This window comes from Amycolatopsis sp. NPDC051716 (assembly GCF_040681595.1).
GTDB lineage: Bacteria > Actinomycetota > Actinomycetes > Mycobacteriales > Pseudonocardiaceae > Amycolatopsis.
Window position 1 is genome coordinate 315,195 of the sequence record NZ_JBFAZA010000006.1, and the last position, 19,611, is coordinate 334,805.

At 71.6% G+C, this 19,611-nt stretch carries 23 protein-coding genes; 13 read left to right on the forward strand and 10 right to left on the reverse strand.

Annotated features, from left to right (window positions below; all coding sequences use genetic code 11):
• Positions 1-44: 44 nt before the first annotated feature.
• Positions 45-1,037 (reverse strand): carbohydrate kinase family protein, encoded by a 993-nt coding sequence (locus AB0M30_RS11020; RefSeq protein WP_364582548.1) that lies wholly within the window; start codon positions 1,035-1,037, stop codon positions 45-47.
• Positions 1,038-1,185: 148 nt separating this feature from the next.
• On the opposite strand from AB0M30_RS11020, the gene AB0M30_RS11025 reads away from it, so the two are divergent.
• Entirely contained in the window at positions 1,186-1,356 is a 171-nt protein-coding gene (locus tag AB0M30_RS11025) for a hypothetical protein (protein WP_020644663.1), read from the forward strand.
• 72 nt (positions 1,357-1,428) lie between these two features.
• Here AB0M30_RS11025 and AB0M30_RS11030 read toward each other — a convergent pair whose 3' ends face one another.
• Complete coding sequence (locus AB0M30_RS11030) at positions 1,429-1,806, reverse strand: iron-sulfur cluster assembly accessory protein (protein ID WP_103342340.1); 378 nt, start codon at positions 1,804-1,806, stop codon at positions 1,429-1,431.
• 147 nt (positions 1,807-1,953) lie between these two features.
• Here AB0M30_RS11030 and AB0M30_RS11035 point away from each other — a divergent pair, with 147 nt between their 5' ends.
• The 3 genes from AB0M30_RS11035 (at position 1,954) to AB0M30_RS11045 (ending at position 4,108) form a co-directional block, all read left to right on the forward strand.
• Entirely contained in the window at positions 1,954-2,601 is a 648-nt protein-coding gene (locus tag AB0M30_RS11035) for a DUF3043 domain-containing protein (RefSeq protein WP_360182932.1), read from the forward strand.
• A 243-nt stretch (positions 2,602-2,844) separates the two neighbouring features.
• The gene (locus tag AB0M30_RS11040) at positions 2,845-3,060 is read left to right on the forward strand and encodes a hypothetical protein (protein ID WP_364582551.1); all 216 of its coding nucleotides are present in this window, start codon (positions 2,845-2,847) and stop codon (positions 3,058-3,060) included.
• Between the two features lie 58 nt (positions 3,061-3,118).
• On the forward strand, positions 3,119-4,108 hold the full coding sequence (locus AB0M30_RS11045; protein WP_364582554.1) for an aldo/keto reductase family protein: 990 nt from the start codon (positions 3,119-3,121) through the stop codon (positions 4,106-4,108).
• Here the strand turns inward: AB0M30_RS11045 and AB0M30_RS11050 are convergent.
• From AB0M30_RS11050 to AB0M30_RS11060, 3 genes are read right to left on the reverse strand one after another with little or no spacing between them, the layout of a single operon-like run.
• Positions 4,105-4,317: a hypothetical protein gene (locus tag AB0M30_RS11050; RefSeq protein WP_364582557.1), complete on the reverse strand. Its 213-nt coding sequence runs from the start codon at positions 4,315-4,317 to the stop codon at positions 4,105-4,107. The genes AB0M30_RS11045 and AB0M30_RS11050 overlap by 4 nt on opposite strands.
• On the reverse strand, positions 4,310-5,152 hold the full coding sequence (locus AB0M30_RS11055) for a phosphoribosylaminoimidazolesuccinocarboxamide synthase (RefSeq protein ID WP_364582558.1): 843 nt from the start codon (positions 5,150-5,152) through the stop codon (positions 4,310-4,312). The genes AB0M30_RS11050 and AB0M30_RS11055 overlap by 8 nt, the downstream gene beginning before the upstream one ends.
• Positions 5,149-5,898 (reverse strand): GntR family transcriptional regulator, encoded by a 750-nt coding sequence (locus AB0M30_RS11060; protein ID WP_364582561.1) that lies wholly within the window; start codon positions 5,896-5,898, stop codon positions 5,149-5,151. Before AB0M30_RS11060 ends, AB0M30_RS11055 begins: the two co-directional genes overlap by 4 nt.
• Positions 5,899-6,036: 138 nt before the next feature.
• Here AB0M30_RS11060 and AB0M30_RS11065 point away from each other — a divergent pair, with 138 nt between their 5' ends.
• The gene (locus AB0M30_RS11065) at positions 6,037-6,483 is read left to right on the forward strand and encodes a hypothetical protein (RefSeq protein ID WP_364582564.1); all 447 of its coding nucleotides are present in this window, start codon (positions 6,037-6,039) and stop codon (positions 6,481-6,483) included.
• Here the strand turns inward: AB0M30_RS11065 and AB0M30_RS11070 are convergent.
• Complete coding sequence (locus AB0M30_RS11070; RefSeq protein WP_364582567.1) at positions 6,480-7,157, reverse strand: IspD/TarI family cytidylyltransferase; 678 nt, start codon at positions 7,155-7,157, stop codon at positions 6,480-6,482. The two genes, AB0M30_RS11065 and AB0M30_RS11070, sit on opposite strands and share 4 nt — an antisense overlap.
• Positions 7,158-7,333: 176 nt before the next feature.
• On the opposite strand from AB0M30_RS11070, the gene cobT reads away from it, so the two are divergent.
• A complete protein-coding gene (gene cobT, locus AB0M30_RS11075; protein WP_364582569.1) occupies positions 7,334-8,410 on the forward strand; it encodes a nicotinate-nucleotide--dimethylbenzimidazole phosphoribosyltransferase in 1,077 nt (358 codons plus the stop codon).
• A gap of 48 nt (positions 8,411-8,458) precedes the next feature.
• On the opposite strand, the gene AB0M30_RS11080 is transcribed toward cobT, so the two are convergent.
• Positions 8,459-9,562 carry a branched-chain amino acid aminotransferase gene (locus AB0M30_RS11080; RefSeq protein ID WP_364582572.1) on the reverse strand — a complete coding sequence of 368 codons (1,104 nt, stop codon included), beginning with the start codon at positions 9,560-9,562 and terminating at the stop codon, positions 8,459-8,461.
• A 97-nt stretch (positions 9,563-9,659) separates the two neighbouring features.
• On the opposite strand from AB0M30_RS11080, the gene AB0M30_RS11085 reads away from it, so the two are divergent.
• On the forward strand, positions 9,660-9,959 hold the full coding sequence (locus tag AB0M30_RS11085) for a hypothetical protein (RefSeq protein WP_363996288.1): 300 nt from the start codon (positions 9,660-9,662) through the stop codon (positions 9,957-9,959).
• Here AB0M30_RS11085 and AB0M30_RS11090 read toward each other — a convergent pair.
• Positions 9,916-10,590, reverse strand: a complete 675-nt coding sequence (locus tag AB0M30_RS11090) for a DUF402 domain-containing protein (protein WP_364582574.1) — start codon at positions 10,588-10,590, stop codon at positions 9,916-9,918. The two genes, AB0M30_RS11085 and AB0M30_RS11090, sit on opposite strands and share 44 nt — an antisense overlap.
• On the reverse strand, positions 10,583-11,431 hold the full coding sequence (locus AB0M30_RS11095) for a hypothetical protein (RefSeq protein ID WP_364582576.1): 849 nt from the start codon (positions 11,429-11,431) through the stop codon (positions 10,583-10,585). Before AB0M30_RS11095 ends, AB0M30_RS11090 begins: the two co-directional genes overlap by 8 nt.
• A gap of 109 nt (positions 11,432-11,540) precedes the next feature.
• Here AB0M30_RS11095 and AB0M30_RS11100 point away from each other — a divergent pair, with 109 nt between their 5' ends.
• The 5 genes from AB0M30_RS11100 (at position 11,541) to AB0M30_RS11120 (ending at position 17,663) form a co-directional block, all read left to right on the forward strand.
• Entirely contained in the window at positions 11,541-13,040 is a 1,500-nt protein-coding gene (locus AB0M30_RS11100; RefSeq protein ID WP_103342351.1) for a leucyl aminopeptidase, read from the forward strand.
• A 128-nt stretch (positions 13,041-13,168) separates the two neighbouring features.
• Positions 13,169-15,133 carry a TRAP transporter fused permease subunit gene (locus tag AB0M30_RS11105; RefSeq protein ID WP_364582577.1) on the forward strand — a complete coding sequence of 655 codons (1,965 nt, stop codon included), beginning with the start codon at positions 13,169-13,171 and terminating at the stop codon, positions 15,131-15,133.
• Positions 15,130-16,104, forward strand: coding sequence for a TAXI family TRAP transporter solute-binding subunit (locus AB0M30_RS11110; RefSeq protein ID WP_364582580.1), 975 nt, complete (start codon positions 15,130-15,132; stop codon positions 16,102-16,104). Before AB0M30_RS11105 ends, AB0M30_RS11110 begins: the two co-directional genes overlap by 4 nt.
• Before the next feature lie 10 nt (positions 16,105-16,114).
• Positions 16,115-17,200 carry an SMI1/KNR4 family protein gene (locus AB0M30_RS11115; protein ID WP_364582582.1) on the forward strand — a complete coding sequence of 362 codons (1,086 nt, stop codon included), beginning with the start codon at positions 16,115-16,117 and terminating at the stop codon, positions 17,198-17,200.
• Positions 17,201-17,210: 10 nt separating this feature from the next.
• A complete protein-coding gene (locus AB0M30_RS11120) occupies positions 17,211-17,663 on the forward strand; it encodes a GNAT family N-acetyltransferase (protein ID WP_103342367.1) in 453 nt (150 codons plus the stop codon).
• Here the strand turns inward: AB0M30_RS11120 and AB0M30_RS11125 are convergent.
• Positions 17,660-18,004, reverse strand: coding sequence for an oxidoreductase (locus AB0M30_RS11125; protein ID WP_364582585.1), 345 nt, complete (start codon positions 18,002-18,004; stop codon positions 17,660-17,662). The two genes, AB0M30_RS11120 and AB0M30_RS11125, sit on opposite strands and share 4 nt — an antisense overlap.
• Positions 18,005-18,186: 182 nt before the next feature.
• Here AB0M30_RS11125 and lpdA point away from each other — a divergent pair, with 182 nt between their 5' ends.
• Complete coding sequence (gene lpdA, locus AB0M30_RS11130) at positions 18,187-19,560, forward strand: dihydrolipoyl dehydrogenase (protein ID WP_364582588.1); 1,374 nt, start codon at positions 18,187-18,189, stop codon at positions 19,558-19,560.
• Positions 19,561-19,611: the final 51 nt, after the last annotated feature.

Here is a 19,611-nt window from a genome sequence, read left to right on the forward strand (position 1 = left end):
AAGGCCCCGCACCGATCCGGTGCGGGGCCTTCGCCGTCGAAGCGTCAGGCGGCGGGCAGGACCACCGAGATCTCCTCCGCCGCGTCCGGGCCGAAGGCCTCGCCGATGCGGGCCAGCGCCTCCGCGCGGTCGAACGTCCACTCCTGCGTGCCGACCGTCTCCAGCACCAGCACCGCGATCAGCGAGCCGAGCTGGGCGGCGCGCTCCACGTTCAGGCCGCCGTCGAGGGCGGCCAGGAAGCCCGCGCGGAAGCCGTCGCCGACGCCGGTCGGGTCGGCCTTCACCCGCTCGGGGACCGCGCCGATCTGCAGGGCGACGCCGTCCTTGCCGACGATCTCGACGCCCTTCTCCCCCAGCGTCGTGATCCGCAGGCCGACCTGGTCGAGGACGTCGGCCTCGGTCCAGCCGGTCTTCTGGAGCAGCAGCTCCCACTCGTAGTCGTTGCTGAACAGGTACTTCGCGCCGGCGACGAACTCGCGCGCCTGCTCACCGGTCATCCGGGCCAGCTGCTGCGAGGGGTCGACGGCGAAGGCGTACCCGCGCTGCCGGCACTCCGCGGCGCGGCGGATCATGCCCTCGGGGTCGTCCGGGCTGATCAGCACCAGGCTCAGCGCGCCGGCCCGCTCGGCGATCGGCAGCAGCTCGATGTTGCGGGACTCGGCCATCGCGCCGGCGTAGAACGTCGCGATCTGGCAGAGGTCTTCGTCGGTGGTGCAGACGAACCGCGCGGTGTGCGCGACCTCGGACACGTGCACGCCCGAGGTGTCCACCCCGTGCCGCTCCAGCCAGGACCGGTAGTCGGCGAAGTCGGCGCCCACGGCACCCACGAGGACCGGCTGCACGCCGAGCACCCCCAGGCCGAAGGCGATGTTCGCGCCGATGCCGCCGCGCCGGACCACGAGGTCGTCGGCGAGGAAGCTCAGCGAGACGCGGTGCAGCTGCTCGGCGACCAGCTGCTCGGCGAACCTGCCCGGGAAATGCATGAGGTGGTCGGTCGCGATACTGCCGGACACCGCGATCCTGGCCCTGTCTGCCACCGGCTGCTCCTTCGTGTTCGACCTCACGGCAAAAGGCGCGAAGTTACCTCCGGGTCATGACCCATCCGGGTAGTTCGCGCGCGCCCAGCCGACACTACCGGCTGGTACTCCTTCTCCAGTCGAGAGCGGATCAATAGCGTTACGAATCGTGAACGCCGTCACCGAACCCGAGACCCTGTCCGAGCTGATCGCCGACTGCGCGCTCATCCCGGCGACGTTGCAGGCCGAGAGCCTGCCGCTGCCCCGCGTCACGGCCAAGCCGTGGCAGGTCGACGAGGCGTGCCACGCCCAGGTGGCCGAGCTCGACGCGTACGTGTAGGTCCGCAGCGACGAAGAAGGCCCCGCCTCCCACCGGGAGACGGGGCCTTCTTCGCGTGTTCTCGCGGACGGCTCAGTGGAACGAGTCGCCGCAGGCGCAGGAGCCGGTGGCGTTCGGGTTGTCGATCGTGAAGCCCTGCTTCTCGATCGTGTCCACGAAGTCGATGACGGCTTCCGACACGTACGGCGCGCTCATCCGGTCCACGGCGACCTTGAGGCCGTCGAAGTCGCGGAACAGGTCGCCGTCGAGCGTGCGCTCGTCGAAGAACAGCTGATAGCGCAGGCCCGCGCAGCCACCGGGCTGGACGGCGATACGCAGGTGCATGTCGTCGCGGCCCTCCTGCTCGAGCAGAGCCTTCGCCTTGGCGGCCGCGGTGTCGGTCAACGTGACCCCGTGGGTCTCCTCGGCGGTCTCGGCCTGCGTCGCGCCGGCGTGCTCAGCGGTCGTCATGGCACTCCCTCATAAAGTCGAACTCGCTGCGGATACTCCTCGTGCTGACGTGTTCAACACCCGGAGCGTCCGATCTGTTCCCCCACCATCGTCGCACATGGATCGCCCTGGTTACCGGCGGCGTGACGCCTGCAATACCCTGATGACGTGAGGTTCCTGCGCCGAAGCACCACAGACACCGCCGCCGACGAGCCGGAGTCGGCCGAAGCCGTCGACGTCGCCGGCAAGGCGTACACGCCCGGTAAGGGCAAAGCTACGCCGAAGCGCCGCGAAGCGGAGGCGAAGCGGCGGGGTCCGGTGGCGCCGCCGCCCACCACCATGCGTGAGGCGATGAAGCGCAACAAAGAGCTGCGCAAGGCGAACCCGCAGACCAAGGAAGACCGCCGCGCGGCGGCGAAGGCCCGCCGCGAGGCGATGATGCGCGGCGACGACAAGGCCCTACTCCCCCGCGACCGCGGGCCGGTCAAGGCGTACGTCCGCGACCTGGTCGACAGCCGCCGCAACCTGCTCGGCCTGTTCATGCCGCTGGCCATCGTGGTGTTCCTGGCGCTGCTGGTGCCGATGCCCCAGGTCCAGTCGTACATCACGCTCCTGTGCACGGCGATGCTGCTGGTGATGGCGATCGAGGGCTTCGTGAACGGCCGGAAGATCGCGAAGCTGGTCCGGGAGAAGTTCCCGAAGGAAGCGGTGAACGGCCGGTCGATCGGCTGGTACGCGTTCGTCCGGGCGTCCCAGATCCGCCGGCTGCGGATGCCGAAGCCGCGGCTGAAGCCCGGGGACGCGATCCCGAACTGAGCTGGTTTCGAGAAGCCGGGTGGAGCGATGCTCGCCCGGCTTCTTGCTGTCCGCGACTGCGGTACCCTCCGTAACGGATTGGCCGTCGCACCGGCTGATCCGGCGTTTGTCTGGCTTGATCGTGACCAGGCCACCCGGGACCGGACGCCGAAAGCACGCGTCGGCAAGAGCCGCCTTCCACCGCGTTGCACCCCGAGCCAGCCAGCGAAGAAGTTCCGGGCTTGCCGGCGGTGAGGGCTGCGCGTGTCGTCGTTCGAAGTCGTCTTGTCCCGCATCGCCGGGATGTCCGCCGCGAGCCTCTGGGCGATCGCCGCCATCCTCGTCATCGTCTTCCTCGGTGCCTGGCTGCTCTACCGGCTCCACCTCGCCAAGCGCCAGGACGGCGAGCGCTTCCGCCTCAAGATGCCGTTCTTCGAGATCGAGACCGGGCCCCCAGCCGACGACGACCGGCCGAAGTGAGGCTGGAGCCACTCCAGGTCGTTAGCAAAGTAAACGATTACCGCCTAAGCTCACGGCCATGGAGTTTCGTCGTCTCGGCCGCAGTGGCCTCAACGTCAGTGAGATCTCGTACGGGAACTGGCTCACCCACGGTTCCCAGGTCGAAGAGGACCAGGCCCACGCCTGCATCCAGGCCGCCCTCGACGTCGGCATCACCACCTTCGACACCGCCGATGCCTACGCCAACACCGCCGCCGAGTCCGTGCTCGGGCGCGGCCTCAAGGGCCAGCGGCGGGAAAGCCTGGAGATCTTCACCAAGGTCTTCTGGCCCACCGGTCCCAAGGGCCCCAACGACAAGGGCCTGTCCCGCAAGCACATCATGGAGTCGGCGCACGCCAGCCTGAAGCGGCTCGGCACCGACTACGTCGACCTCTACCAGGCGCACCGGTTCGACCGGCACACCCCGCTCGAAGAGACCATGACCGCCTTCGCCGACCTCGTGCGCCAGGGCAAGGTGCTCTACGTCGGTGTCTCGGAATGGACCGCCGAGCAGATCACCCGCGGTGCCGCCCTCGCCCGCGAGTTGCACGTCCCGCTCGTGTCGAACCAGCCGCAGTACAACATGCTCTGGCGCGTCATCGAAGCGGAGGTCATCCCGGCCTCCGAGCGCGAAGGCCTGAGCCAGATCGTCTGGTCGCCGATCGCCCAGGGCGTGCTCACCGGCAAGTACAAGCCGGGCCAGGCCTACCCCGAAGGCTCGCGCGCCACCGACGAGAAGGGTGGCGCCGACATGGTCGCCCGCTTCCTCGACGACAACGTCCTCGAGCGCGTCGCCCAGCTCGAGCCGCTGGCCAAGCAGGCCGGCCTCAGCCTCGCCCAGCTGGCCGTCGCCTGGGTGCTGCAGAACCCGAACGTCGCCTCCGCGATCATCGGGGCTTCGCGGCCGGAGCAGGTGCACGAGAACGTCAAGGCCGCCGGCCAGAAGCTCGACGCCGATCTCCTCAAAGCCATCGACGACGTCCTCGGCGACGTCGTCGAGCGCGACGCGAGCCTGACCAAGAGCCCCTAGTCCTGGTTGATCCGGCCCTGGAACGGCACCCCGAGGCCGAACGCGTCCTCGGGGGCCATCCGGGGCTCCAGGCCGAACCCACGCAGGAGGCGGCCGGCCCCGGCGAGCCGGTCGCCGCCGCGGCCGGGCACGCGGGACGGCGTGAGACCGTGCGAGACGAGCAAGGTCTCGACGTCGTCGATCAGGCGGTACGGGTCGTACTCACCCACGGACCCAGGTCTTCCCCGTGATCCGCTCGTAGACCTCGGTGTAGCGCTGGCGCGTCTGCTCCACGATGTCCGCGGGGATCTCCGGCCCGGGCGGGGTCTGGTCCCAGCCCGTCGACCGCGACCAGTCGCGGACGAACTGCTTGTCGAACGCGTGCTGCGGGCGGCCCGGCTCCCACTCGTCGGCCGGCCAGAACCGCGACGAGTCCGACGTCAGGACCTCGTCGCCGAGGGTCAGCGTGCCGTCGGCGTCGAAGCCGAACTCCAGCTTCGTGTCGGCGATGATGACGCCCTGCTTCGCCGCGTGCTCGGCGCCCTTCGTGTAGATCTCCAGCGTCAGCTCGCGAAGCCGCTTCGCGGTGTCTTCGCCGATCTCGTTCAGGACCTCGTCGAAGGTCATGAACTCGTCGTGGCCGGTGTCGGAGATCTTCGTCGTCGGCGTGAAGATCGGCTCCGGCAGCTTGTCGCCCTCGACCAGGCCCGGCGGCAGCGCGACGCCGGAGATCTTGCCGTCGCGCTGGTACTCGCGCAGGCCGAGCCCGGCCAGGTAGCCGCGCGCGATGCACTCGACCTGGACCATCTTCAGCGGCTTGCAGCGCATCGCGCGGCCGGCGAACTCGGCCGGCACGTCGGTGGTCGACACGACGTGGTTCGGGACGACGCCGGCCATCCGGTCGAACCACCAGGCGGAGAGCTGGTTGAGCAGCTTGCCCTTGTCCGGGATCGGCGTCGGCAGCGAGACGTCGTAGACCGAGACGCGGTCGGACGCGACCAGCAGGATGTCCCCGCCGTCGAGTTCGTACAGGTCACGGACCTTGCCCGCGTGGATGTGCTTCATTCGCCGTCCTCAGTCGTGTACTCGTAGAAAACCCAGTGGTCGGGCAAGGCGGCGGATTCACCGTACTCGACGACCGTCCCGTCGGCCGCCACGAAGGTGCTCCGGCCGAGCAGCACCGGCGACCCGGCGGGCAGCCCCAGCTCGGCCGCCTCCTCTTCGCCCGCGCGGCCCGCCGCGTGCCGTTCCTGCGTCGTCGCGATCTTCGTGCCGAGCCGGGCGGCCGCGTGGGCCGCGGTGCCCTCGACGATCCGCTCCGCCACCAGCAGCGCCGGCGCCTTGGCCGACAGCACGCCGTCGAACCACGACGTCGAGGTCGACAGCGGCCGCGAGTCGGGACCGTAGGTGGTACGGCGACGGCGGATCACCGGGGCGCCCTCCTCCAGGCCGAGTGCGGCCGCGGCGCGTTCGGAGGCCGGCTCGAGACCGGCCGAGCGGATCACCGCGTAGTGGCCCGGCGGGTAGATCCGGCCCGTCCGCACCGAGGAGGTGGTGCGGTCGCGGGCCGTGCGGTGCAGGCCGCCGCGGTCGACGACCGTGCCGACCCCGCGCACGGGCCGCACGAGGCCCTGCGAGCGGAGCGTGGCCAGCACCTTGGTGGCCGTCGCCATGGCGACGGTCCAGGTGCGCGCGATCTCGCGGGCGGACGGCACCGCGTCGCCCTCCTGCAGCCGGCCGGACAGGATGTCGTCACGGATCCGGCCCGCGATCTGCAGGTACGGCGGCTCGGGGCGATCGAGGGTGGGCAAGGCGGCTCCTCACGAGGACAACACGCACAAGTGTTCTAGCACGCCGGAGGGTGACACACAAAGGCCTGTTCAGAACCACCCAGGTGTACTAGTACACGCACTGGACTGCGCTCTAGTACGCAAGTTACCCTCTAAAGTGTGTCTCCGCCCACACCGCATTCCGGCTCCAGCGGCCAGGGCCTCGAGGAACTCCTCGAGGAACTCCGGCGCCGCAAATGGGTGCTGCACCTGTTCGGTGGCCGCGAGGCGCCGGAGATCTACGCGGCGGTACACCGCTGGCCGACCTGCGCGGACGTCATCATCCTCCGCGACGAGCACCGGGCCAGCGCGTACCGCGTGCCGACCTTCCCGGGCACCGACGTGTTCAGCCCGCGGGTCGTCACCTGGCAGTACCACGCCACCCCGGTGTGGACGCTGCGGGCGGTGCTCACCCTGGCGGAGCCCGGCACCCCGGGCGCCCCGCTGCAGGCACTCCGGCCACAGCCGGATTGCCGGATCCCGCCCGAACTGCGCAGCGACGTCACCATCCGGCCGACCGGGACGCACGGGGAGGGAGACGACGGTGGCCCGCCCGCGTGCGCCTAGCGGGCGAGCAGCCGCTCCGCGACGACGAGGTCGTGGGGGTAGGTGATCTTGAGGTTCTCGGGAGCGCCCGGGACCCAGCGGATCGGCAGGGAGGAGAACCGCTCCATGCACGACGAAGTGTCCGTCCCCACGAAACCTTCGCGCTCGGCCTTCTCGTAGGCCTCGAGCAGCGGTCCGGCCCGGAAGCCCTGAGGCGTCTGGACGCGGATCGCGCCGGGCACCTGGGCGACCAGGTGCCCGGCATCCACCTCGACGACGTCGTCCGCGGCCAGGCCCGGCACAGCCCCCCCGTCCTCGCGTGTCCGGGTCAAAACCGCACCGACCAGTTCGGGGTGGACCAGCGGCCGGGCCGCGTCGTGCAAGAGCACGGCGTCGACCCGGCCGCCTCTTATGCGCTCGGCGAGGTGACGCAGCGCGTTGAGCTCGGAGGCTTGGCGAGTGTCGCCGCCGTACACGATCTCGACGTCTTCGCCGGCGACTTCTTCGGCGAGTTCGCGGTCCTGCGGCCGGATCACCAGCACGAGCACGCCGATCCCCGGCACGCGCTGGAAGGCGTCCAGCGACCACGCGACCACCCGCCGCCCGGCCAGGGGCAGGTAGACCTTGTTCACCTTCGCGCCGACGCGGGTCCCCGCGCCGCTGGCCAGCACCACCGCGGCCGCCGTCGTCTCCACGAGCCGCGAGACTACTGGGCGCCGGTGAGCACGGCCGGACGCGCGGGCCGGTTTTCGGGCGACCCAAGACCGAGCCGAACCCGGACCGGAGCCGCGCCCCACCGGCCGCACAACCGCCCGCCGCCCGTGCCCGGTAGGTTGGCCACAGCGTTGCCGTGCCGAAGAAAGGGCCTGGTGTGGAGCCGGAAAACATCGAGTTCGCCGAGATCACCCCGCCCGATGAGCACGCCCGGTCCGCCGCCATCGCGCTGCACGACAAGCTGGTCAAACCCGCCGGGTCGCTGGGCAGGCTGGAAGAGCTGGGTGTCTGGATCGCCGCCTGCCAGGGGCAGTCGCCGCCGCGGCCGTTCACCCGGCCGCGCGTCGTCGTCTTCGCCGGGGACCACGGCATTGCCGCGAAGGGCGTCTCCGCCTATCCCACCGAGGTCACCGCGCAGCTGCTGGGCACCATGCTCACCGGCGGCGCCGCGATCAACGTGCTGGCCGCCGCCGCGGGCGCGAGCGTGCGCGTCGTCGACCTGGCCGTCGACACCGAAGCCCCCGCGACGCGCTCGATCGGCGAGTTCAAGGTCCGCCGCGGCTCGGGCTCCATCGACGTCGAAGACGCGCTGACCGCCGACGAAGCCAAGGCCGCTGTCCGCGCCGGGATCGCGATCGCCGACGCCGAAGTCGACGGCGGGGCCGACCTGCTCATCCCCGGCGACCTCGGGATCGGCAACAGCACGCCGGCGTCGGTGCTGGTGGCGGCCCTGACCGGCACCGAGCCGGTCGCCGTCGTCGGCCGCGGCTCCGGCATCGACGACGACGCGTGGATGCGCAAGGCCACCGCCGTTCGCGACGCCCTGCGCCGGGCCCGCGCGGTGCTGGCCGACCCGGTCGGCCTGCTGCGCACCACGGCCGGTGCGGACATCGCCGCGATGGCCGGATTCCTCGCCCAGGCCGCGGTCCGCCGGACGCCGGTGGTGCTGGACGGCCTGGTGGCCTGCGCCGCCGCGCTCGTCGCCGAGGACCTCGCCCCGGGCGCGCGGCGCTGGTGGGTCGCGGGCCAGCGGACGGCCGAACCGGCGCACGGCCTCGCGCTGGAGCACCTCGACCTGGGCCCGCTGCTGGAACTGGACGTCCGGCTCGGCGAAGGCACCGGCGCCGTGACCGCGTTGCCGCTGCTGATGATGGCCGCCCGCGTCCTCGCCGAGACGGCCACCCACGAGCAGGCCGGCGTCTCCGGCCCGCTGATCGCCGCGCCCGCTTCCTGACGAACGAAAGCGGCCCCCGGCGTACCGGGGGCCGCTTCGGAAAACCGCTCAGCCGAGCGGGACCATCCAGTGGTCCGGGTCGGGGCGAGTGCCCTCCTGGATCCCCGTCAGCTCTTCGCGCAGCTTCATCGTCAGCACGCCCGGCTGCCCGTCGGCGATCGTGAACTCGCCCTCCGCGTGCTTCACGTGGCCGACCGGGGTGATCACCGCCGCGGTGCCGCAGGCGAACGTCTCGGTCAGCTCGCCGGACGCGGCCGCCTTCTCCCACTCCTCGGTGGAGATGCGGCGCTCCTCGATCTTGTACCCGAGCCGCGAAGCCAGCTGCAGCAGCGACTTGCGGGTGACGCCGGGCAGCAGCGAGCCCGTCAGCTCCGGGGTCACCACCCGGGCGTTCTCACCGGAGCCGAAGACGAAGAACAGGTTCATCCCGCCCATTTCCTCGACCCAGCGCCGCTCGACCGCGTCGAGCCACACCACCTGGTCGCAGCCCTTCTCGACGGCCTGCGCCTGCGCCACGAACGACGCCGCGTAGTTGCCGGCGCACTTGGCCGCGCCGGTGCCGCCGGGGGCCGCCCGGACGTACTCGGTGGACAGCCAGACGCTGACCGGCTTCACGCCGCCCGCGAAGTACGACCCGGCCGGCGAAGCGATGACCGTGTACACGTAGTCGGCGGCCGGGCTGTTGACGCCGAGCCCGGTGGACGTCGAGATCATGAACGGCCGCAGGTACAGCGAATCACCCGGGCGGGTGGGCACCCACCGGCCGTCGACGGCGATGAGCTCCCGCAGCGACTCGAGGAAGACCTCCTCGGGCAGCTGGGGCATGGCGAGCCGCTCGGCCGACTGGCGGAACCGCTCGGCGTTGGCGTCCGGGCGGAACGACGCGATCGAGCCGTCCGGCTGGCGGTAGGCCTTGAGACCCTCGAAGATGGCCTGGCCGTAGTGCAGCACCGACGTCGCCGGGTCGAGGGTGAACGGCGCGTACGGGCCGACCTGGGCGTCGTGCCAGCCTTCGGTCTTGGACCACTTGACGGTGACCATGTGGTCGGTGAAGTACACCCCGAACCCGGGGGCGGCGAGTACCTCCGCGACACGGTCCGCGCTCGCAGGACTCGGGTGCGGGGTATGGGCGAACTGTGTCGTGGTCGTCATGGCTAGACGATACCGCTTGCTCGGACGCGCGTTAGTCGGATGTCCATCTGTTCCGGTGTTCCCCGCGCCCGCCGGGCAAGCGCTCTAGGATGCTCTGGTGACCTACCACTCCACTGAGCCGGTCCCCCGGCCCAAGAGCACCGGCGCCGACATCAAGACCTTCGTCGCCGCGGTGCTGCTGACCTTCGGCGTCGGCCTGCTCGGCATGGTCGGCTGGGCCGTGCTGGACAGCGGCTTCGGCGGCTTCCTCGGCCTGGTCGGCGGCGTCTTCGGCGTCGTGTGGTGGCGGAAGATCCACGGCAAGGCGTTCCCGAAGGTGCTCCCGACCAAGTCGGTCGTCATCCTCGCGGTCGTCAACGCCGTGCTGGCGCTGATCCTTCTCCTGACCGCGGGTTGAGCGAAGCCGGCAGGCCGGGCGGCAGCTCGGGCGCCGGCCAGCCGGGGTCCGGGCGGAAGTCGGTGTCGGTCCCGTCGAACGGGTAGGTGCCGCGCTCGGCCAGCGCGCCGATCCGCTCGCCCTCCGCGCGCAGCCGGTCGAACTGCTCGAGCGTCAGGCGGCCGACCTCGATGGCGGCCTCGGCCTCGTCCTCGTCGTCCCAGCGCCAGCTGCCGTCGCGCTCGACGACGACGTCGAGCACGCCGTCGATCCGGTCGACCGCGCCCGGCGTGCGGCCCAGCGGGATCTCCAGGTTGACGTACCAGTTCTTGAACCGGCCTTCGAGGTCGAAGAACCACCAGACCGACGACCACTCGTCTTCGGGGATCCGGCGCAGCGTCGACGCGCCGTGCCAGCAGTCCGGCACCGCCACCCGCGGGATGCGGAACCGCTGGTCCAGCGGGGCGTCCCGCATCAGGCGGCCGTCGGCGAGCCTGCTGCCGATGATCGGCGTGCCCGCCGGCAGCCAGGCGCGCAGGACGCGGCCGTCGTCTTCGAGGACGCGCAGCGGGTGGACCTGGCCGATCGAGCCGTCGGGGCGGTGGAACCGTTCGACCACGGTTTCCCCCGGCCGCCAGCGTCGATCACTCACGGGTCTCACTGTACCTGCGCGCGCGTACGCCCAGTAGCAGCTCGAACACGGCCGCCAGCCCCGCGACGACGAGCACGGGCAGCACCGGCAGCAGGTACGCGGCCACCACGGCGACGGCGAGCCCGGCGAGCCCCGGCACCCCGGCGCGGGCCCGGACCGCGGACCCGGCGGCGAGCGCGGGCACGACGGTCGCGACCACGGCGACGACGGTGAGCAGCGGCTGCAGCGCGTCCCCGTCGGCGGCGGACAACAGGTCACGAAGCGAAGTGAGCGACAGCCCGAGCCGCACCGCGCCGAGCTGGTAGAGCGCGGCGAAGGCGGCCAGGACGGCGAACGCGCCGAGCAGCAGCACGCGCAGACCCGCGTTCTCGCGCCCGCCGGGACGCAGGAAGGGGAACGCCACCACGGCGGCGACGAGCACGCCCGCGAAGTCGGGCGGCTGCAGGCCGCCCCCGGCGGTTCCCACCGGTGCCACCGCGACGCACACCGCGACCAGCGCCAGCCCCGCCACGAGCAGCAGTCCACCCGCGACCCGTACGACGATCGTCGGGATCTTCAGCCCGGCGTACCCCGCGCCGGCGACCACCACGACGAACGCCGCGGCGGCCACTTCGCGGTGGGCGGGGAAGACGTAGGCGCCGAACGCGATCGCGTAGACCGTCACCTCGGACAACCGTGCGACGGCGACGGCGACCCGGTCCACCAGGGCATCCCCCGGTTCCGGGACCCGCGCCGTCACGCCGGCGGCCACCGCCGCGAGCACCAGCCCGGCGAGCAGCCACCAGCCCGCGCCCGCCGCCCCGGCCGCCAGCGCCACCAGCAGTCCACCGCCCAGCCGCACGCGGCCCTCCCGTACCTGTGTTCACCCGTGGTTCCGTCGTCATTAGCATGGCTCACGATCCCGACCGGGCCGGTGCCCGGTACCACCGAGAACGCGCGAGGAGCCAGAAGTGACCGTGCCTAAGCTCGCCCTGTCCGACAACACCGGGGAGGCACTGGCCAAGACGCGCGCCGACGTGGTCGTCATCGGCACCCTGGCCGGCGAGGACGGTCCCGTGCTCGCCCCCGGCGCCGCCGCCGTGGACGCCGCCTTCGACGGCCGGCTCGCCGGCCTGCTGGCCACCCTCGGCGCGAGCGGCAAGGCCGAAGAGGTCGTCAAGGTCCCGACGCTGGGCAAGCTCCCCGCCGGTGTCGTGCTCGCCGTCGGCCTGGGCAAGGCGGCCGGCGCCGTCACCCCGGAGCAGGTCCGCCGCGCCGCGGGCGCCGCCGGCCGCGCGCTGGCCGGCACCGACCGCGCGCTGGTCACGCTGTCCGAGCTCGACCTGCAGGCCGCCGTCGAGGGCACGATCCTCGGCTCGTACGTCTTCACCGCCTACCGCTCGGAGAAGGGCGACGCCCCGCTGGCGAAGGCGGACTTCACGAGCCCGGCCGACGGCACCGCCCGCGAGCACAAGGCGACCCTGAAGGCGGCCGGCGCCATCGCCGAAGCCGTCATCGTCGCCCGCGACCTGATCAACACCCCGCCGAACGACCTCTACCCGGCTTCCTTCGCCGACCAGGCGAAGAAGCTGGCCGAGGACAACGGCCTCGAGTTCGAGGTGCTCGACGAGAAGGCCCTGAAGCGCAAGGGCTTCGGCGGCATCCTCGGCGTCGGCGGCGGCTCGTCGCGCCCGCCGCGGCTGCTGCGCCTGGCCTACAAGCCGGCCAAGGCCGCCAAGAAGGTCGCGCTGGTCGGCAAGGGCATCACCTTCGACTCCGGCGGCATCTCGCTCAAGCCCGCCGCGAACATGGACCACATGACCTCGGACATGTCCGGCGCGGCCGGCGTGCTCGCGTCGGTGGTGCTGGCGGCGAAGCTGAAGTACCCGCTGGAGGTCGTCGCGCACATCCCGCTGGCGGAGAACCTGCCGTCGGGGACGTCGTACCGCCCGGGTGACGTGCTGACCATGTACGGCGGCAAGACCGTCGAGGTGCTCAACACCGACGCCGAGGGCCGGCTCGTGCTGGTGGACGCCATGGTGCGCGCGGCCGAGGAGAACCCGGACTACCTGATCGAGACCTCGACGCTGACCGGCGCCCAGGTCGTCGCGCTCGGCAACCGCACCGCCGGCGTGATGGGCTCGGAGGACTTCCGCGACCGCGTCGCCGGCGTCATGCAGGCCACCGGCGAAAACGGCTGGGCCATGCCGCTGCCGGAGGAACTCCGCGCCGACCTCGACTCGCGGCTGGCCGACCTGGCCAACGTGACCGGCCACCGCTGGGGCGGCATGCTCGCGGCCGGGATCTTCCTGCGCGAGTTCGTCGCCGACGGCCTCGACTGGGTCCACATCGACATCGCGGGCCCGTCGTTCAACACCGGCTCCCCGTGGGGCTACACCGGCAAGGGCGGCACCGGCGTCCCGGTGCGGTCGATCGCCGCGGTGCTGGCGGACATCGCCGCCAACGGCTGACCGGTCTGCCGCTGCTGGTCGTGAGTGGTAAGGCGGGTTAGAACCCGCCTTACCACTCACGACCGCCGGCGCCCGGAGTGATCCATTTGCCGCTTTCGGTGTGATCCGCGACACCGTACCGTGGCACGGTGACGACCGAGCCGGTGGAACGCGACTCCCCCGCCGAAATCGCCGCCGAGCACGACGAGGAACGCCCGGCGCGGAAGCTGCCCCGGGTTCCGGACCGCGTCGTCTACTTCGTCGCTCTCGCCGTCGCGGCCCTGGTGCTCAAGCAGGTGTTCTTCCCGTTCGCCAAGGGCAACCAGTTCTACCTGGTCCTCTTCCTCGGCGTGACGCTGCCGCTGGTGTTCCTCTGCTACCGCCCGCGGCTGCGCGGTCGTGACAACCCGGGCTGGACCGACTGGGCGCTGGCCGTCGTGGCCCTGGCCGTCGGCCTGTACCCCGTCCTCGTCGGCTACGACGACTTCCTGAACCGCCAGGGCATCCTGTCCCCGCTGGACATCGTGGCCGGCGCGCTGCTGCTGGTGCTGATCCTCGAGGCCACCCGCCGCACCACCGGGCTGGTGCTGCCGATCGTCTGCCTGCTGTTCCTCGCCTACGCCTACTACGGCGGCTTCCTCCCGCAGAACTGGGGCATCGCGCACGCCGGCGTCGACTTCAGCCAGATCGTCAACGCGCTCTTCAACGACGCGAGCGGGTTCTACGGCACTCCCCTGGACGTCGCGGCGAGCTACATCGTGCTGTTCACCCTCTACGGCGCGGTGCTCAACGCCTCCGGCGCCGGGAAGTTCTTCGTGGACATCTCCTTCGCCGCGTTCCGCCGGTCGCGGACGGCGCCGGGCCGGACCACCGTGCTGTCGGGCTTCCTGCTCGGCACGGTGTCGGGTTCGGGCACGGCGACGGCGGTCAGCCTCGGCTCGATCACCTGGCCGATCCTGCGGAAAGCCCGGTACCCCAAGGAAAACGCGGGTGGCCTGCTGGCCGCGTCCGGCATCGGGGCCATCCTCTCGCCGCCGACGCTGGGCGCCGCGGCGTTCATCATCGCCGAGTACCTGCAGACGTCGTACCTGAAGGTGCTGATCTGGGCGACCGTCCCGACGCTGCTCTACTACCTCGGCATCGTGTTCGCGATGGAGGCCGACGCGCGGCGCTTCAAGGCCGAAGCCGTCGACGTCCCGCACGAAGATCCGTGGAAGCTGTTGCGGCGCGGGGGTTATCACTTCCTGTCGCTGGCGATCATCGTCGTGTTCCTCGCCCTGGACATCCCGCCGTTCGCCGCGGTGGTCTACGCCACCGGCGTCGCCGCGCTGTTCGCGTTGCTCGCCCGGCGCCACGACGTGCGCGGGTGGGCGAAGGACATGGTCGACGCGCTGTCGGCCGGCGTCCGGGGCGCGCTGCCGGTGATCGCGGTGTGCGCGGCGGCCGGGGTGATCACCTCGACCATCACCAAGACCGGGCTGGGTCTCGAACTCGCCGACGCGCTGGTGGAACTGGCCGGCGCGCTCACCGACAACGGCACGCTGGTCCTCATCCTGACCGTGCTGCTCTCGGCGATCGCCGTCGGCGTGCTGGGACTCGCCGTGCCGGTCACCGCCAGCTTCATCATCGCCTGGGTGGTGATCGGCCCCGCGCTGGAGACGCTCGGCGTCGCCGACGCCGAGCGCGCGATGTTCATCTTCTACTACGCGGTTTTGTCGGAGGTCACGCCACCGACCGCGCTGGCGGCGGTCGCTTCGGCCGCGATCACCGGCGGCTCCGTGCTCGGCACCATGTGGCAGTGCTGGAAGTACACGCTTCCGGCGTTCCTGGTGCCGATCGCCTTCGTGCTGACCGACAACGGCGCCGCGCTGCTGCTGGAATCCGACGTGCTCACCGTGCTGTGGGTGACGGCGGTGTCCGCGCTCGCCGTCGCCGCGCTGGCGGTGGTCACCGGGGGCTGGCTCTTCGGGCCGGTCAGTGTCCCCGTCCGGCTGCTGTTCGTGCCCGCCGCTCTCTGCCTGCTCTACCTGGAGCCGGTGCCGATCGCGATCGGTGCCGCGTGCGGCGCCGCCGCCTTGCTCGCCCACGCCGTGATCAAGAGGAGGACAGCATGAAACGCGCCGTCGCCGCCGCCGCGGTACTCGCTCTGGCCGTCACCGGCTGCGGCGGGAAACAGCAGACCGACCAGGCCGCCCCCGGCGGGACGCAGTCCTGCGAAGCCGGTGAAGGCCGCATCACCATCGCCACCGGCAACAGCGGCGGCGTGTACTACGTGCTGGGCGGCGGGCTGGCCCAGCTGATCAGCAACAGCACGAAGCTGCGCGCGACGGCCGCGGAGACCGGCGCGTCGGTGCAGAACATCCAGCAGCTGGTCGCCGGCAACTACGACGTCGCCTTCTCGCTGGCCGACACCGCCGCGGACGCGGTCGACGGCAAGGGCTCCTTCGACGGCAAGCCGCAGAAGATCCAGGCGCTGTCCCGGATCTACCCGAACTCGACGCAGGTGCTGGTGCGCGCGGACGCCGGGATCGACAGCGTCGCGGACATGAAGGGCAAGCGGATCTCGACCGGCTCGCCGAAATCCGGCACCGAGGTGATCGCGAACCGCCTCCTGCAGGCGGCCGGGCTCAAGCCCGACACCGACGTCCAGGCCCAGCGGCTGGACCTGGCCAAGACCGCCGACGGCATGAAGGCGGGCACCCTCGACGGGCTCGTCTGGTCCGGTGGCCTGCCGACCGCGCAGATCACCGACATCACCACGGCCATGAAGGACAAGGTGAAGTTCCTCGACATCACGCCGCTGCTGCCCGCGCTGAAGAAGGTCAACCCGGTCTACGACCAGGCCGTGATCCCGAAGGCGGCCTACGCCCAGCCCGCCGACGTGCCGACGGTGGTGGTGCCCAACCTGCTGCTGGTGCGCGAGGACTTCCCGGCGGGCAACGCGTGCGCGATCACGAAGCTGATCTTCGACAAGCAGGCGGAGCTGGCCAAGGTGCATCCGGCGGCGAAGGAGATTTCGCGGCAGCTGGCGACCCAGACCGACCCGGTGCCGCTGCACCCGGGCGCCAAACAAGCGCTGGGCTAGGGTCGGCGAGGTGCAGGACTACCTCGAAGCGGCGGTCCGCGACGTCCTGACGGCGCCCGAGGCGCGCGTCGACGACCAGGTGGGTTACGCGGCCTTGCTGCTCGCGGTCTCCGGCGCCCTCGACGAGGCCGACCGGCTGGTCACCCAGTGGCAGGCCCGGACCGAACGGCCGGTGACCGCGCTGGCCGTGGACCCGGTGCGGGCTCGGGCGTGGGCGATGCTCTTCGAGGCGCGCGGCGGGCGGCCGGACTGGGCCGCCGGCTTGCCGCCCCTCGACCTCGATGCCGAAGAACGAGCGCACACGGCTTCCCTGCGAAGGACGGTTTCCGATCTGGAGGGTGTCCTCCCGCCGGGTCCGGTCGCCGAGGTGATCAAGCACGTCGCTCCGGCGCGCCCGGACCGCGTTCGCACCGCCCTCGCCGACGGTGACCTCGAGCTTTGGGCCTCGCTGGCCGGGCCGCACCCCGACGTCGCCACGCTGGCGGCGACGCGGGTGGTGGCCCCGGCGCTGGTGGCGGGCGCGGACCCGCTCGGCCTGCGCGACTGGCCCCCGGCCTGCGCGGGTGCGCTGGTCGCGGCCCTGCACGAGCGGTACCCGCCGGAGCTGGGCAGCTGGCCGGAGCTGGTCGCGGAGATCATGCGCCTGCGCGGCACGGCGGAGCCCGGCGAAACCCCGGCGCCGCCGGCCCGGCCCGGACCGCGCCTCGGCGCCGCGGAACCCCCGCTCCCGCCCGGCGAAACCCGGGCGGACCCGCGACCCGGGCCGCTCCTGCACCGCCGGGTCAGCCTCCCGCCCCCGGCGTCGGAGGCGGCGATCCGCTCGGCCGAGCTGCGGCTCGGCGTCGAGCTGCCCGCGGATGTCCGCGAGTTCCTGCGCACCTGCGACGGCCTGCCCGCGGACGTGGTCTTCCCGCGCCTGCTCGGCACGGCGGACCTGCGGGCCGAGGACGGCGTCGTGGTGCTGTCGGACCCGCCGGTCCTGCTGCTCTCCTCGGGACACGTGGTCGAGGTCGATCCGGTCCTCGGCACCACCGTGCACCCCTCGTTCCGCGCCGCGCTGGTCCGGCACGCCGCGCTGCTCGCCCAGGCCACGTAGGTTGGACCGGGTGACCACTCTCACCGCGGAGCAGATCACCCGCGACAACGTCGCCGCCGCTTGCCAGCTGGCCGTCGAACCGCACCAGAAGGACTTCGTCGCGCCGGTCGCCGTCTCGCTCGCCGAGGCCTACACCCAGCCGGAAGTGGCCTGGCCGCGGCTGATCCTGCGGGACGGGGAACCGGTCGCCTTCGTCATGGGCGCGTTCGACCCGGACGCCGAGTTCGACTTCTTCCGCTGCGGGGTCTGGCGCCTGAACGTCGGCGCGGGCGTCCAGGGCCGCGGCTACGGCCGGTTCGCCGTCGAAACCGTCCTCGAAGAAGCTCGAAGACGCGGCCAAAAGACGGCGACCGTGCTCTGGCTCCCGGCCGAGGGCGGCCCGGAGGACTTCTACCTCAAGCTGGGCTTCCGCCCCACCGGGCAGACCCACCACGGCGAGGTCGTCGGCCGGATCGACCTCTAGACCTGGCCGCGCTTCTTCCGCTCGGTGTACTCGCGCATCCGCTTCGGGTACCCCACGCGCGCGACCTCGTACACCGGGATCGAGCGGCGGTGGCCGAACTGCTGCGCGGCCTCCAGGCTGCCGATGCGGCGGCGGGTCCATTCGCCGTCGTGGGCGATCAACACCACAGTGGTCTCCGTGACGTTGGTCTTCGGCTCCACGAACGCCTCGACCCCCCGCCGGTCGGCCATCCACTCCTCCAGGTGGCGGGTGTCCTCGGAACTGGCTTTCCGCAGCGTGCCGGCCCGCTGTCCACCCTTGGCCCGCCTGCGCAGCGAGTCGAAGAGACCCACCTCGACCACCCTCCCTCACGAGACTTCCGCCACTCATTATCCCGGACTCCGCGTGTGGTCGGCGTCGCACACCCGGCTAGCTCGCAGCCCCGTCCGGCGTAGTGACAAGATGGCGGGTGTCGCGCGCGCGGTTATACCGGGAACGGGCGACGACAGAGCATCACCCCACTGCTTGCCGAGGAGTTAATGAAGTGACCGACACCTCCGCCGACCTCGTGATCCTGGGAGGCGGATCGGGCGGCTACGCCGCGGCGTTCCGCGCGGCCGAGCTGGGCCTTTCCGTCACGCTGATCGAGAAGGACAAGCTGGGCGGGACGTGCCTCCACCGGGGCTGCATCCCGACCAAGGCCCTGCTCCACGCCGCCGAGGTCGCCGACGAGACCCGGGAAGCCGAAGCGGTCGGCGTCAAGGCCGTCTTCGAGGGCATCGACATCGCCGGGGTCAACAAGTACAAGGACGGGATCGTCGCCCGCCTGTACAAGGGCCTGCAGGGCCTGGCCAAGGCGCACAAGGTGAACCTCGTCGAGGGCAGCGGCACGTTCGTCGGCGGTACGACCGTCGAGGTGGACGGCACCCGCTACACCGGCAAGAACGTCATCCTCGCCACCGGCTCGTACTCGCGCACGCTGCCCGGCCTGGAGCTCGGCGGCCGCGTCATCGCCAGCGAGCAGGCCCTGGCCCTCGACTACGTCCCCAAGAAGGTCGTGGTCCTCGGCGGCGGCGTCATCGGCGTCGAGTTCGCCAGCGTGTGGGCCTCCTTCGGCGTCGACGTCACCATCGTCGAGGCCCTGCCGCGGCTGGTCCCGAACGAGGACGAGTTCGCGTCCAAGCAGCTCGAGCGCGCCTTCCGCCGCCGCAAGATCGCCTTCAAGACCGGGGTGAAGTTCACCGGCGCGAAGCAGGACGACAACGGCGTGAGCGTTTCGCTGGAGTCCGGCGAGACCATCGAGGCCGACCTGCTGCTGGTCGCCGTCGGCCGCGGGCCGAACTCGGCGGGCCACGGCTACGAGGAGGCCGGCGTCAAGATCGAGCGCGGCTTCGTCCTCACCGACGAGCGGCTGCGCACGAACCTGCCGAACGTCTACGCCGTCGGCGACATCGTCCCCGGCCTGCAGCTCGCGCACCGCGGCTTCCAGCAGGGCATCTTCGTCGCCGAGGAGATCGCCGGGGAGAACCCGCGCGTGATCGACGAGAGCGGCATCCCGCGGGTCACCTACTCCCACCCGGAGGTCGCGTCGGTCGGGCTGACCGAGTCGCAGGCGAAGGACAAGTACGGCTCGGACGTCACGACGTTCACCTACGACCTGGGCGGCAACGGCAAGAGCCAGATCCTCAAGACCTCCGGCGGGGTCAAGCTGGTCAAGGCCCCGGACGGCCCGGTCGTCGGCGTGCACATGGTCGGCGACCGCGTCGGCGAGCTGATCGGCGAAGCGCAGCTGATCTACAGCTGGGAGGCTTTCCCCGAGGACGTCGCGCCGCTCATCCACGCCCACCCGACCCAGACCGAGGCCCTCGGTGAAGCGTTCCTCGCCCTCGCGGGGAAGCCGCTGCACGTGCACAGCTGACGTCCCACCAGCAGAATCCAGACCACGCAGAACTTGGAAGAGGAGTCAGCG